This is a genomic window from Draconibacterium sediminis (assembly GCF_000949475.1).
Lineage (GTDB): Bacteria > Bacteroidota > Bacteroidia > Bacteroidales > Prolixibacteraceae > Draconibacterium > Draconibacterium sediminis.
Genome location: NZ_JRHC01000001.1, coordinates 1669872 through 1684884, shown reverse-complemented (window position 1 = coordinate 1684884; position 15013 = coordinate 1669872). Strand labels below are relative to the sequence as shown.

The window sequence follows — 15013 nt, the reverse complement described above, 5'->3', positions numbered from 1 at the left end:
ATTATAGTGTAAATCTTATTCCTAAATTATATCGTTTCATAGTTGGGTAAGCTCCCTGTCCTCCTGATCCGGCGAAGTTTGATTCGCGGTCATCAGGCATATCCGACCATACCCACAAGTTGTTACCGTTAACAAATATTTTCAGCGTACGGAAACCAATCGAGTTGATCCAGCCACCGTTAACGGTATAAGCTAATTCAGCATTTTTCAATCGAACATACGAACCATCGAACAAGTACTGAGTTCCTGAATGGTAGCTAGGCTCCGACAACCAACGCGGAACAGTTACATCGGCATTTGGCATCTCTTTCGACCACCATGTCCCGAAATCATAAACGGTATTCAGGTTGCTTCCGAAACTGGTTAATGGCACGTTACGGGTTACATTATTTACACCGTAAAACTGCACAAATGCACTAAAACCTTTCCATTCAACACCAACTGTGGCATTGTAGGTATTTTGTGGTGAACCGGCGTATCCATAAGGGATCTGGTCTTTGCTATCGATTATACCATCGGCATTAAAATCGAGGATATAATAGTCTCCGGGAACTTTATACGCATCGTTAGTATTATGTATCGGACTGCCGTATAAAGCATCGTAGGTATTAAAATAACCGGCATCAACATGGGCTCTTGTTTGTCCAAGGCTGTAACCGGCTTGTTTACGGTAATCTTCGTACAATGCAGGGTCATCTCTTTCAAGAATCTCATTTACTGCATGTGTCATACTCATATCTCCCCACAAACGAACACCGTTATTTAGTACTTTATTTACACGCACTTGTATTTCGTACCCGTTGGTTTCTACCTCACCAAGGTTAGCTGTTGGTGGTGTCGGTCCATAGTAAGACGGTACTGCACGGTCGCCTCCGCCAATAAGGATATCAACTCGTTTGTCGCGGAAATATTCAACACTACCGGCCAGCAATCCGTCGAAGAAAGCATAGTCTACACCGGCATTAAACTTTTTAACGGTCTCCCAGCGTACATCAGGGTTTCCAACTGCTGATTCACGGTACCAGTCATACGGGCTGGTTCCGTGGTTTAAGTCGAGTGACGAGTTACCCCCGTAGGCCCACTGTGTAAGGTACAACCAACGTTGATTGATAAAGTCGTCACCAATTTCACCATAGGAAGCCCTTAGTTTTAACATATCCAGGAATCCAAGACTTTCCATAAATGATTCTTCAGAGATCATCCAGCCAATCGCACCCGAACTAAAGAATGCAAAACGATAATCTTTGGAAAATCTTTCGGATCCGTTATAGGCACCATTATACTCTAAGAAATAGCGTGATTTATAGTCGTATGTGGCACGGAATGCCCAGTCTTCGCGGAATTCTGGAATTACACTGCCTCGTGCGCGTTCTTTACGGCTAAACATACCCATCGCGGTAATGTTATGGCTACCAAACTGGCGATCCCAGTTTAAACGCAACTGGTATTCCAGGTTACGTTGTGTTGCATAGTTTTGAACCGAACCGGCAGAAGTGTTCCAGAGCACGCCCTGTTGGAAATCGAATTTATTGTTATTCTCGTATTCCTTTTTATAAGTGGCAATACCTGTAGCAGGATCGATCCATTTTTGCTGTGCATCATTGTAAAGGTCGTTAATTCCCCTGTTATTCTCCAGGAAAGTATTATCCCACGAAATAGAACCACGGAACTTCAGGCCTTCAGTAATAAAATCCAACTCTTGCTCCAAAATGAAGTCGGTGTTGATTCGTGTTGTTGTAGAAAGCATGGTTCCTGAAAGCGACAGGTTTTGTGCCGAATTGGAAACATTGGAGATGTTTGGATAGAATCCCCATGATCCATCAGAGTATTGTGGCAAAAACACATCGGGAGCAATGTTATAGGCACCGGCCCACTGCTGAGCAACAGCCCAGTCGCCCGAATTGGTTTGTCCCCAAGGAGTTTTCTTTTGTCCGTTAGATCCCGCCAGGTTTAACCTGAACATGGTAGATTTTGTAAGCTGGAAATCGAGGTTACTTCTTACGTTAATACGGTTAAAAGCATAACCCGAATCGTAATTACGTCCGTTATCGAAAACATAAAAAAGGTCACCTTCGTGTGCAAAGTCTGCCGAGGCAAAATACTTTACAAACTTAGTACCACCTGATACGTTTAAGTTGGCATTGTACGACATGGCATAATCTTTAAACAATACATCCTGCCAGTCCACATTCGGATAACGCTCGGCCTCAGCCAAATCAGCCGGGTAGCGGTATTTTTCAATAATATTCTGCGGAGTCATATATCCCCACGAATCAGGATAAACACCCAATTCGTGCTCAATAGCATAGTTACGTGCCATTAAAGCATCGTACGAATCCAGTTTGTTAGGAAGTTTCGAAGGTACTTTCATGGTCATGTTGGCCGAAACATCAATACGCGCTGATCCTTCCTTACCACGTTTTGTTGTAATAAGGATTACACCGTTTGCACCTTTCACACCAAATACCGCTGTTGCCGAAGCATCTTTCAGTACCGAAACCGACTCAACCGAGTTCATATCTACACCGCTCATCGGGCGTTCAACACCATCAACCAATACCAGAGGGTCGCTGTTGTTCCACGAACTTGCCGAACGAATAATAATTTGCGGATCTTCCTCGCCCGGCATACCCGAACTGTTTATGGTAATTACACCCGGCAGGTTACCGGTTAATGCCATACCTATATCGGTAACACCGGCTGTACGTTGCAGAACTTCACCCGTTGTTTGGGTAATTGCTCCAACAACACTCTCCTTCTTTTGCTGGCCGTAACCAACAACAATAGTCTCCTCCAGTTGTACGCTCGATGGCGCAAGTACAACCTCCAGTTTAGTTTGGTTAGCAATGTTAATTTCCTGTGGTTCCATTCCAATAAACGAGATCAGCAGGATCTCCTTATCAGTAGGAACTTGCAGCTCAAATTTTCCATCCAGATCAGTAGGCACACCAATTTGCGTACCTTTAACGATTACTGTAGCACCAATTACCGGATTGTCTTGCTCATCAACCACCGTACCAGTTATGGTTTTGGTATCCTGAGCAAACAATGATAAATTGATAAAAATCCCAAGTATAACTACCAGTGTTTTTATCAAGTAGTTCTTCATCAAAGCTGACAAAGCTTTTTGAGATGATAAATTAATTCTGTTTTTCATTATATTCTCTATTAAATTGACAAAAGAGTTCTAATATTCATTAGAAGTTGATTTTATTCACTCTGCTTCACACCGCGTTTTAACTATGGTGAAGAATGAGTTGTCGAATAGAAATAATGAAGGACAGAATGTCCGTAAGTGTTTTTCCTCATAAGATCTAAGTTTTTCATTTATAAATTTGACATTGAATTAAGTGCGTAATTATTTATTGATTAAATTCAAATTTCTTCCCCGAAGCATACATTCCAATCGTTGTCCCCGTAAATCCTCCGGCTCTGGCAGTCGATAAATACGATGCATCAACTTTATCAGCCAGCAGTTTCCATTCATTATTGTCCTGCGCATAGTAGAAACTAAATTCAGTACCATTCGATGTAATTTTTAGAAGAACAGGCTCATCTTCAGCATGTATGGCTTCTGAGTTAATAACCTCAACAGCTGTATCAGTAAGCATTTTCACACTTACAACTACCTGGTTATTAACCTTTTCTACTACTAGTAAATACTGATGGAGTTCGTTTTTCATTAATACCATTCCGGCCGACTCTGTTTCGAAACCGGGGGTGAAGTACATTTTAGTGGTACTTTCAAATTTATGATGCTGTAAACGACGCCCTACAAAAGCCGGTACCTTTAATTCGTTGGATGTTACATCGGCACATTTTAAAGAAAGAAAGCCAGGATTTTCTTTTAAATTATATAAGCCTTCTGCGTTTCCACGAATGGTTAGCCACTCCATTCCCAGTTCGGCGGCGTTAAAATCATCGTTCTTTTCGAAGTTCCCGAAGGTGATTGATGAATCTCTTTTTACGCCTTCCATACGAATGATGCGCGGTACCAGTTCATCATCTTTGGTCATGTATGGAAACCCTTCCTGACTCCAGCGAATAGGCATCATAAACGTTTCGCGCCCCAGGTTTTCGAATTTATTATCGATTGGGCGGCAGGCCAAAAATACCGACCACCACTGTCCGTTGTCTTTCTGAATAATATCAGCATGACCGGCACAGGTAATAGGTAATTCGCGGTTCGGATTGAGATGCTTTTGCGTAAGTATCGGATTTTTATTCCATGGTGTATATTTTCCAAATGGCGAATCGCTTTTGAAAATTACCTCGCGGTGATTAACTGAAGTTCCTCCTTCGGCGCACATCAGGTAATAGCTGCCATTAAATTTATACATGTGTGGTCCTTCAATCCATATTGGTTTCTCCGACAGGTCGACTCCACCATTTACAAGCATTATACTTTCTCCAATGGTTTTATCGTTTTCCACATCGTACTCAATACCACGAATGGCACGATGTCCCTCGTAAGTTGAACCACCATCCGGCTCATCGTTATTTACGATATAAGCTTTGCCGTTGTCATCAAAAAACAACGACGGATCGATACCGTGAACATCAGGCAACCAAATCGGGTCCGACCAGTCGCCGAACGGGTCTTGTGTCTTCACCAAAAAATTACCGCCTTTCATGTTGGTGGTAATCATGTAATAAGTTTCGTTATGCGGATTATAACTAATTGCAGGAGCAAAAATTCCACGGGTTACGCGCTGCCCTTCCAGTGGTAATTGTTCGGGGCGGTTAAGCACATTACCAATCTGCTTCCAGTTTAGCATGTCGGTACTGTGAAAAATAGGAACGCCAGGAAAATAACTAAAGGTTGATGTTACCAGAAAATAATCCTTTCCGTTGGTGCAAACACTTGGATCGGAATACCACCCCGGAAGAATTGGGTTATAATAATAATCATCACCGGGAAGTGGATTATCGTTGTAAAAATCATCGTTGCCTTTGTAAGTGAAATAATCAAAATTTGCAACCATACTATCGTTTACAAATTTTGGCTTACCGGAACCGGATATTGACTGACAGGAATCAAAAATAAAAGCTCCGGCCAGCGCAAGACTTATCATCAATATCTGAATGAAATAGTTTAGTTTCATCAAAGTTGTCCAATTAGGTATAATAGTTTTATTCTTATCAAACAGGTATTTGTCACACCTTCACTTTTTCAAAAATAAAATCCATTATATGTCGGGGTTTTTAATTTTAGACATTTGATTTTTAAAATGGGATATTCTTGGACACAACATCCCTAACACCCTGACACACAGGACATATAGAACACCTAAAAGATAGATATTCAACAGTTTTAATAGTAGCTATTCGCCCTAATATCTAAAATTGAAAGGGATAGCTATCATAATACCGGACGAAAACATCCGAAAAAAACAAGTACTGAGTGTTATTCCAGTACTCGCGTAGGCGATTTGCCAAAGTGTTTTCTAAAGACGGTACTGAAATAACCAACACTGCTAAATCCGCATAATTCGCTAACTTCAGTAATGGAGTGTTCTTTAGAAGACAACAAATCATAAGCATGGTTCAGCCTTATGGTTCTTATAAATTCGATAGGCGACTGGTCGGTTAGGGATTTTATCTTTTTATAGAGGAGCGAAGGACTTACATTCATTACGGCAGCAAATTCATTTTTAGAAAAATTCGGATTACCAATATTATCATTCACAACCGCTATCATCCGTTTTAAAAACTTATCGTTCAGTTCATTTTCCAAAATAACCGGCTCTTTACTTTCGCTGGTCATTTTCATGGCCTTGTCTCTGATAATTTCGCGGTTTTTAAGAATTGATTTTATTCGTTGCTGAAGCAAAGTAACGTCAAATGGTTTGGTTAGATAATCATCGGCACCTATTCCTAATCCGCGCATTTGTTGTGCTTTTCCGGCCAGTGCGGTTAACAGAATTACTGGGATATGCGCCGTTAAGAAATTTGATTTTACTTTTTCGCACAATTCAAAGCCGTCCATTTTGGGCATCATAATATCAGAAACAATCAGGTCAGGGTTGTGTTTTTGAACGATTTCCCAGGCCTTTTCTCCATCCTCTGCGAGGTAAATACTAAATAAATCCTGCATGGCCGATTGAAGGAATTCTCTCAGGTAATCGTGATCTTCAACAATTAAAACCGACATTTTACTCCCTCGTTTGTCTACCGCCTGCTTTTCAGTTACAGGGTTAATTATCGATGATTTCAGCACATCTTTCTCAACTGGTTTTGAAGGTGCTTCTTTTTTTCTTTCCGAATATTCCTTTGCAATAAACGGGATGGTTACTAAAAAAGTGGATCCAACACCAGACTGACTGTAACAGGTAACTTTACCGCCGTGTAATGAAACATAGTTTTTCACCAAAAGCAGTCCGATACCCGAGCCAACTATTTTTGAATTGATCGCATTTTCGCCCCGGTAATATTCCCGGAACAACATTTTTTGCGCCTTTTTGGTAATTCCAATTCCATGATCCTGAACTTCAAGCGTCCATTTTGTTGCCGCACATCGGAGCTCAATATTTACACGGGAATTCGGATTTGAATATTTTATGGCATTGGAAATCAGATTATCAACAACTTTCTGTATCATTCGTTCATCAACAGAAGTGTCGAATTTCACACAATTACAGCTGAAAACCAGATCAATATCTCTGCTCTTGGCATAAGCTTCAAACATCATCACCCGGTCATTAATTGTTTTAACAATATCAACAAAGCTGAATGTCAATCTTTCCCTCCCAACGTCTACTTTTTGGAAATCAAGCAATTGTGTAACAACCGTTGACAAACGATGAACCTGCTCTGTTGCCAAATGAAGATAATTAGAACCTCTTTCGCTTAGCCCTGACTCCTTATTAAGTTCCTCAATTGGCCCGTTAACCAGGGTTAATGATGTACGAATATCGTGTGCGGTATTGGCAAAAAACCTGATTTTCTCTTCCGAGTGCTTTTTCTTTAACCTGTCGATATAAAAATAAACACCAAAAATACCCAAACCTGCAACAAAGAAAATAACCAGCAGGATAAACCAACTAGTTTTCCAGAACGGAGGGACGATATTCACTTTTATCTCACGCTCGGCAATTACACCTGTTATTGAATTATCTACCATTCGTAATTGAATGGTGTAGGTTCCGTACGGAATATTTGAATAGGATAAAACCCGGTTATCAACCGGCTTACTCCATTCCTGGTCCAAACCACTAATTTTCCATGAGAACTTCGCTCCGGGAGAAATAACTCCAAGTGGAATGAGTTCTAAACTTATTGTATTTTGAAAATACCTGAGGCTTATTTCTTTTAGCTCATTAAGTGGCACTTCCGGTTTCAAATCTTCAATTTCGCGTATCGATCGTCCTGAAACTGAAATATCCTGAACATAGATACGGCCTTCTTCCGGGGTAAGCTTCAAATCATTAGGGCTGAACATTAAAGCACCTTTATTGGTACCCATAACCAAATCGCCATTTTTTAAAATACATTGCGCATCCTGGTTAAAAGAAACATTGCTAAGGTATAGTAAAGAGTTAAAAGTTAATATCGTTTGGTCTGCTTCATTCAACCGGCATAAGCCCAGCTCCGTACCTATCCAAAAGTAACCATTTGCGTAATCAATGCTACTTACAAAATTACTTGGAAGTCCGTTATCCGCTGTGTAAGAATGAGTTGATTTATTGGTTAAATTATACCGAACTATGCCGTTACCATTGGTTCCAATCCAAACTATATTTTCTGAAATATACAGATCAGAAACAACAAAACCCTCGACCAGGACTTCATGAGTACCCGAACTTTTATCAAAAAGTAACAATCCGTAGGTGGTTCCCATTAATAATTTATCAGGCCCGTATTCCGCAATATTGTATATTGTATAATCCGGATAAGAGGTGTAAGTATCGGAATTGTAATTGTATCGAATCAAATCACCCCGAACTCCACCGATCCAGATATCGCCCTTTTGGTCTTCAATTATATTAAACACAAAATCGCCTGCAAAATCACCCGGAGTATTTTCATGGCTTAAATGTCTTAGTTCTTTTCCGGTATTCTCATCCAGAATATAAATACCCGATGAATAAGAACCGGCCCAAATTCTTCCATACGAATCCTGGCAAAGTGCCAAAAACACCTGGGCGTGCTGTTCTTTATTGTGGTAGAATGATTTCCATTTATTGGTTTTTGTATTCCAAAAGCTTACACCATTATTGGTGGCAAACCATAGATTCCCGTTCCGGTCTTCGAGAATACTGTTGACATCGTTATTTACCAGCGAATTTGGGTTGTTCGCCATGTGTGCCACTTTGGTAACAACAGAACTACTTGCCTGATCGAAAAAAGAAACTCCTCCGCTATAGGTGCAAATCCACACTCTGTTATTCCGGTCGCAAAAAATATCATAAACTCCGTTTCCCTTTAAGGAATTTGGGTTATCAGCATCATCTTTATAAACGGCAAGTATCTCCTGTGTGCGCTTATCCATTTCCCAAACACCCTGTCCGTCAACACCAATAAGCAAGGTTGAAGTTGAAATAGGACAAATTGCCTGAACCGGCTGATTGGGAATATTTTCTACAGCAATCAATTCGACCCCGCTATTCCCTTTTCTCAGGCAATATAAACCATCGCTTAATGTTCCTAACCACAAGGTATTTTCCTTTCGGTCGAACTCAATGTATGAAAAAAACAAGTGCAGGTCTTCAGGAAAAGTGTAATACACCTCTGAACTTTGGGTAGTAATATCAAAAATACCAATGTATTCTTCGGTTCCATAAAAAAAACGAAAATCATCTAGCCATTCCAAAAAATGGATGTTTCGGTTATCAAAAAAGGTATTCAGACCATCGTTTTTATTATAGCGCAACAAACCGGAAGTACTTGCTTCCCAAATAGTTTCTTCAGAATCGACCAGCATTCTGTTCACAACTACATGCGGGTCCTTCACCTGCTTGGCCAGGTTGGTTATCAGCTCAAATCTATCCTGAATCTTATTGTATATAAACAGCTGCCCGTTGTTGGTATATACATATAATTTCCCGTTGGTATATTCCATTCGAACAGCGATTATGTCTTCTGAATCATAAGGTATTTGGTAGGTTCTGATATCATCTCTGGAATAGCGTACTATTCCAATTTTTGAAGAAATCCAGATAAAACCATCATCATCTTCACAAACCTGGTTGGTTTCGCGAATAGAAATACCGTAGTCTTCGTTTAGGTTGTAAAACTGGTTTGAATTCTTAGCGGAGGTAACACCAGTAACACAAGTTAGGAAAATGAAAACAAGCTGAAAAAAATAATATTTTCCGGTATTCATGATTTAGTTTTATTACAGAGACGGAATATAGAAATTTAAGAAGAATAAACAAAAACCGGTCTGGCTGATCATTCCAATTTTAAAAGACAATTCTTTTACGTGGAGCCTGACTTCATTCTAACACAAACATCTCACCATGTGCTTTTTAAACGAGCCGAATTGGTAAATCATCAATAAAAGCAGCTGCGTTATCAATTGAGATTTGCGCTTACCTTTTTTTTAGATGTTTTATGGCATTTAGTATTTAAACAAAAAGAGGAAGCTCATCCGCTTCCTCTTTCTACCTATCCAATAAAACAAAGTATTTTTATTTAAGCTGAACAAGAACAACCGACTTTGCAGGTAACTCAAAAGTAAGTTTTCCGTCTTTTGGTTTTGCCACGCTAAACTCCTTGAGGCTAACGGTTTCGTTTTTACCAAAATCATTAAAATCGTTTATACTCTGCGACGTAATAATCTGTCCGCTCGCTGTTGAAATTTCGTCGGCAGGTAGCGATAATTCAACATTTTCGCTCTCGTTAGGATTCAGGTTACACAGGGTAATTGAAATTACTCCATCTTTTGTAGATGCTGAGGCATTTACGGCCGGAACCGACTCCCCGTCCATTTCGTACTTGCTGGTTTTAAGGTTCGCAGGTATTAATGTTGCATCCTGGTGTACACTATACATTTTAAATACATAATACGTAGGAGTTAGCACCATTTCATCTTCTTTGGTTAAAATAACCGATTGCAGCACGTTAATGGTTTGTGCAATGTTCGACATTTTAACACGATCGGCGTGATTATTAAAAATATTGAGGTTTATACCGGCAACCAGTGCATCGCGCAAGGTATTTTGCTGATACAGAAATCCGGGATTGGTTCCGGGTTCCACATCAAACCAGTTTCCCCACTCATCAACAATTAAACCAACACGCTTATTAGGATCGTATTTGTCCATAATAGTTGAATGTTTTTGGATCAGTTCATCCATAAACAAGGTTTTGCTAAGCGTGGTAAACCATTCTTTTTCATCAAAATCAGTAGCCGATCCTTTTTTACTCCAGTTATGTGTAATGGTATAATAGTGCAATGATAATCCTTGCATCAGGTTTCTTTTATCCTGCATTTTTTTCATTAAAACATCAGTCCAGTTATAGTCAATATCGCTGGCTCCACAGGCAATTTTATATTCAGCTCCACGGCTATAAGTCGCAAAGTGTTTGTAAACATCGGCATAATACTCAGGAGTCATATTTCCACCACAGCCCCAGTTTTCGTTGCCAATTCCCCAGTACTTAACATCCCAGGGCTCTTCACGTCCGTTTTTCTTTCTTAAATCTGTCATCGGGCTAATGTTCGATGATGTTACGTATTCTATCCATTCCGAAGCTTCACGAACAGTACCCGATCCAACGTTTACATTTATGTATGGTTCGGCATCTATCAAATCACAAAAATCAAGAAATTCGTGTGTTCCAAAACTGTTGTCTTCGGTAACTCCCCCCCAGTGCACATTTACCATAGATGGGCGTTCTTCGCGCGGGCCAATGCCGTCTTTCCAGTTATAGGTATCGGCAAAACAACCTCCGGGCCAACGTAACAAAGGTATTTTCATATCGATTAAAGCACCGGTAACATCATCCCTAAAACCACGGGTATTGGGGATTTCTGAGTCTTCGCCAACGAATATTCCGCCATAAATACAACGGCCCAGGTGCTCGGCAAAATGACCGTATATTTCTTTATTAATTTTTGTTTCCGCCTGATCTGAATACAGCGTAATTTTGGTTTGGCCAAATAGTACATTCGATGTAAGCACTAACAAAACGGCCACTGTTAATTTCATTCTAGTCATCATTTGATATTATTTTTTAGTTGGAATTCAAATTATTTCATCTTTCATTATTGGTGCTCAGCGGGTAATATTGCCTGGTAATTTCCGCTCAGGTGCATTAAGCTGAACAGGTACAGCAAACCATCGTAATACGGATCGAAATATCCATCTTCGTAAGGTTCAAGTTTTGCGTTCCAGAGTTTATGTACAAAATCAAACTCCGGATCAACATCGTCAACCATAGAAAGCGTTGCTGAAGTAGATATCAATCCCAACGAATGCCGTAATTTTCTGAAACCACCTGCCTGAAGGATCCATTCCGGTTTTGTGCCGTCGGGGTTGTACTGATCGGCAAAGTCGTTAATTCCCTCCGATCGCAAAAATCCCTGGAAGCGACCAGCATAATCTTCCTGCCAGTTTTTGTCTTTCCCAAACCAAATGTAGTCCATGGTAATATTCATGGGTACTCGCCACGAGTCGTAGCGAAATGCCTGAGGCATCCAGCGGGCATCGTGTTTCGAACCATCAAAATTAGCATAATCGTAATTCAATCCGGTTTCAGGATGGCAGGCCCGATGAAGAAAAACCCGTGCAGTATCGGCACAATCGCGGTAAAACTGCTCGTGTCCGTCGTTGGCAAAATCGGCCCATACTTCCATAAATGCCGGAACATGATACGAAGGATCTGTCCAGTTGTAACCATCCCCTTCGGGAACAAAGCTAATTTGTTTATGCTCAACATTGATAATGTGATGTATTCTCTCGGAGCCGTCTTTTTCCCACATAGCGTCTAAAATACGGCGTGCTTCGGCGTAATAATCAATTCCGGTATCGTTGCCCCAACGGTTTGATGCAAACAACAGTGAGGTTACAAAATACAGCTCGCCATCCGAAGCTGATCCTACCGAGTTCATTCTATTGGTTTCCGGATTAACGCTCCATGCAAAATAGGCTTCGCGTGGCCCCGACTGGTGCTGCATATACTTTTTGCTCCATCGCCAAAGTTTATCAAACACTTCTTTTTTATCGAACTGAACAGCCACCATCAAACCATACGAAAGGCCTTCAGTTCGTGCATCCTTATTTTTAATATCCGAAACGTAAGCCAGCGAATCTTCAACCTCGAAATAGATGCGATTGGGCCCCTCAAAAAGATCGGAATACGCCTTTTTCAATTTCTCATCAATATCTTTTTGTGCATACCCGGCTTCTGCAAAAAGGTTTCGGTACTTACCGGTGTAATAGGCCCCTTGTTTGTTATCCTGCTGCTGGCCGAATATATTGGTTGCCGGCAACAACAGCAGCACTGTAACGAAGAGACAAAGTATTCTTCCCATGTTCATCATCGTAGGTTTTAAGCTATTTATTCTTTCTTGCATGCTATAATTTCATTAGAAGTATTTCCTGACCGGCAATTGTCTCCAAATCATACTCATATACTTTTTTCAACTCCGGCAGTTTCACTTCTTCAGCATTTACTTTTGGCTCCTTTATTTTAGGAATGGAATAAAAAGAATTTGGATTTTCGCCGGTAGCCTCTTTCAAACCGTCACCAGTTAAAGGAACATAAGAACGAATACGGCAATTTCCGCCCAGTTTCGATCGAACAACCGCGGTTTGTACTTCGCCATTCTCCCATTTTATGTCCACTTCAAAACCTCCGCGAGCGACCAATCCGCTCACCGATCCTTTACTCCATTTTGATGGCAGTGCCGGAAGCAGGTGAATGGCTCCGTGCTGGCTTTGCATCAACATTTCGGCAATTCCTGCAGTGCAACCAAAGTTCCCGTCAATCTGGAAAGGCGGGTGCGCATCAAACAGGTTCGGATAAGTACCACCGCTCATTCTTCTGCCGCTACGCGCAACAGGTTTTAGCTGGTCGGTAATTAGTTTGTAGGCATGATCACCATCGAGCAAACGTGCCCAAAGATTTACTTTCCATCCCATCGACCAACCGGTTGATTCGTCGCCACGGGCAACCAAAGAAGTGCGTGCAGCCTCAAATAATTCGGGTGAATGATATGGCGATATTTGGTTGGAAGGGTAAAGTCCAAATAAATGCGATATGTGCCTGTGATGATCGTTGGGATTATCCCAATCGTACATCCACTCCTGCAGTTGACCCCAGTTTCCAATTTGCATTGGCGGCAGTTTCTGCATGGTAGCCTTTATTTTTTCCACCAGGGTTGTATCAGTTTCCAGAATCTCAGCGGCTTTCACAGTTATCGAAAACAAATCGAAAAGCAGCTGATTATCCATGGTTGTTCCGGCGGCAATGTTCGAACCGTGTCCTGCCGGAGTATTTTCGGGAGATACAGAAGGCGAAACCACCAGCCATCCATTTTCGGGTTCTTCAATCAAAAAATCGAGGAAAAACAATGTTGCTCCTTTCATGGCCGGATAAACACTTTTCAGGTATTCTGTATCTCCGTTATAAGCATATTTATCGTAAAGATGCTGCGATAACCATGCACCACCCATCAGCCACATGCCCCAGGTAGCGCCATCAATTGGCCCGTTAATACGCCAGATATCTGTATTATGGTGCAGCACCCAGCCATTGGCTCCGTACATATCCTGAGCGGTTTTCTGGCCGGTTTCCGACAATTCCTTCACCATCTGAACCAGTGGTTCATTCAGTTCGCTCAGGTTGGTAATTTCCGATGGCCAGTAATTCATCTCGGCATTAATGTTTACCGTGTATTTACTGTCCCACGGTGGCATTAACTGGTCGTTCCAAATCCCCTGCAAATTGGCGGGCTGACCACCCGGACGCGACGATGAAATAAGTAAGTACCTTCCAAACTGAAAATAGAGCTCCACCAACTGCGGATCGTCTACCGTTGCAAATTCTTCCACCCGAATATCCGTCATTTTGTTTACCGATTCGGTTATCCCCAAATCAAGATCAACACGTTTAAAATAGCTCTGGTAATCAGCAATATGATCATCTAATAAATCCTTGTATTTTTTCTGGATGGCTGCCTGCAAATATTGGGTTGCACGCTCGTTGGCATTTCCACTAATATCGTTGTAATTGTTAAAATTGGTGGCCATCGAAATAATGATGGTTGCCGCTTTTGCGTTACTCACAGTCAGTTCCGATTCATCGGCTGTAACTTCTCCACCGTCGTTTAGTATTTTTACCCGGGTTTCGAATTCAACAGCTCCTTTAACACCTTCATGGCTACTGGTAACTCCTGTCATCACCAACTCGTCGTTTCCGTTAGTAGTAACCGTTACCTTTGTAGGCCGGTCAAGTGTTGCCGAAAAGTTCAATGCACCTGATTTATCTGCAGAAATATGCGCCACAATAACCTGATCGGGGAAAGATGAAAACACCTCTGTTTTATAAGTTACTTCGCCAACCTGGTAGCTTGATGAAGCCACAGCCTTTTCCAGGTTCAATTCGCGCGAATAGTTGCTTACATCTTGGTGCCCTTCAAAGGTCAACTTCAGGTTTCCCGCAGTTTGGTAGGGCATTCCATGCGATTTTTTGGTAATAAAATCACGATTAACGAGATCCTGTGCTTCTTTGTATTTTCCATCGAAAATCAACTGACGCACCTTTTTTAATGATGCTTTGGCATCCGGATTATCGTTTCGGTTGGGTTGTCCGGCCCAAATGGTATTCTCGTTTAACTGAATAATTTCGTTTTCAGGGTTTCCGTATATCATCGCCCCCAAACGGCCATTTCCAACCGGAAGTGCTTCAACCCATTGTTCAGCCGGCTTATCGTAGCGTAGTTTAAGTAAAGTTTCGTCTTCGGGTTGTTGCTGTGCGCAGGCACAAAAGGCAATGAATAATAAAAATACAAATCTCTTCATCTTTCCAGATTATTAACCCTCTTCTTACAAAGAGGCATTTC

6 protein-coding genes are annotated in these 15013 nt (G+C 41.3%); all 6 read right to left on the bottom strand.

Features of this window, described 5'->3' with window-relative positions:
- Position 1: 1 nt before the first annotated feature.
- Entirely contained in the window at positions 2 to 3157 is a 3156-nt protein-coding gene (locus tag LH29_RS06800; RefSeq protein WP_198152358.1) for a SusC/RagA family TonB-linked outer membrane protein, read from the bottom strand.
- 205 nt (positions 3158 to 3362) lie between these two features.
- On the bottom strand, positions 3363 to 5105 hold the full coding sequence (locus tag LH29_RS06795) for a glycoside hydrolase family 43 protein (RefSeq protein ID WP_045027056.1): 1743 nt from the start codon (positions 5103 to 5105) through the stop codon (positions 3363 to 3365).
- 302 nt (positions 5106 to 5407) lie between these two features.
- Positions 5408 to 9325 (bottom strand): hybrid sensor histidine kinase/response regulator transcription factor, encoded by a 3918-nt coding sequence (locus tag LH29_RS06790; RefSeq protein WP_052670647.1) that lies wholly within the window; start codon positions 9323 to 9325, stop codon positions 5408 to 5410.
- Positions 9326 to 9632: 307 nt separating this feature from the next.
- A complete protein-coding gene (locus tag LH29_RS06785) occupies positions 9633 to 11168 on the bottom strand; it encodes an alpha-N-arabinofuranosidase (protein WP_082063452.1) in 1536 nt (511 codons plus the stop codon).
- 44 nt (positions 11169 to 11212) lie between these two features.
- The gene (locus tag LH29_RS06780) at positions 11213 to 12481 is read right to left on the bottom strand and encodes a glycosyl hydrolase family 8 (RefSeq protein ID WP_157493593.1); all 1269 of its coding nucleotides are present in this window, start codon (positions 12479 to 12481) and stop codon (positions 11213 to 11215) included.
- A 43-nt stretch (positions 12482 to 12524) separates the two neighbouring features.
- Positions 12525 to 14972, bottom strand: a complete 2448-nt coding sequence (locus LH29_RS06775) for a glycoside hydrolase family 95 protein (RefSeq protein ID WP_052670646.1) — start codon at positions 14970 to 14972, stop codon at positions 12525 to 12527.
- Positions 14973 to 15013 lie beyond the last annotated feature (41 nt).

Excerpts from the sequence above, each read along its gene's own strand:
- LH29_RS06800 (WP_198152358.1), bottom strand. The coding sequence starts at position 3,157 with ATGAAAAACAGAATTAATTTATCATCTCAAAAAGCTTTGTCAGCTTTG.
- LH29_RS06795 (WP_045027056.1), bottom strand. The coding sequence starts at position 5,105 with ATGAAACTAAACTATTTCATTCAGATATTGATGATAAGTCTTGCGCTG.
- LH29_RS06790 (WP_052670647.1), bottom strand. The coding sequence starts at position 9,325 with ATGAATACCGGAAAATATTATTTTTTTCAGCTTGTTTTCATTTTCCTA.
- LH29_RS06785 (WP_082063452.1), bottom strand. The coding sequence starts at position 11,168 with ATGATGACTAGAATGAAATTAACAGTGGCCGTTTTGTTAGTGCTTACA.
- LH29_RS06780 (WP_157493593.1), bottom strand. The coding sequence starts at position 12,481 with ATGGGAAGAATACTTTGTCTCTTCGTTACAGTGCTGCTGTTGTTGCCG.
- LH29_RS06775 (WP_052670646.1), bottom strand. The coding sequence starts at position 14,972 with ATGAAGAGATTTGTATTTTTATTATTCATTGCCTTTTGTGCCTGCGCA.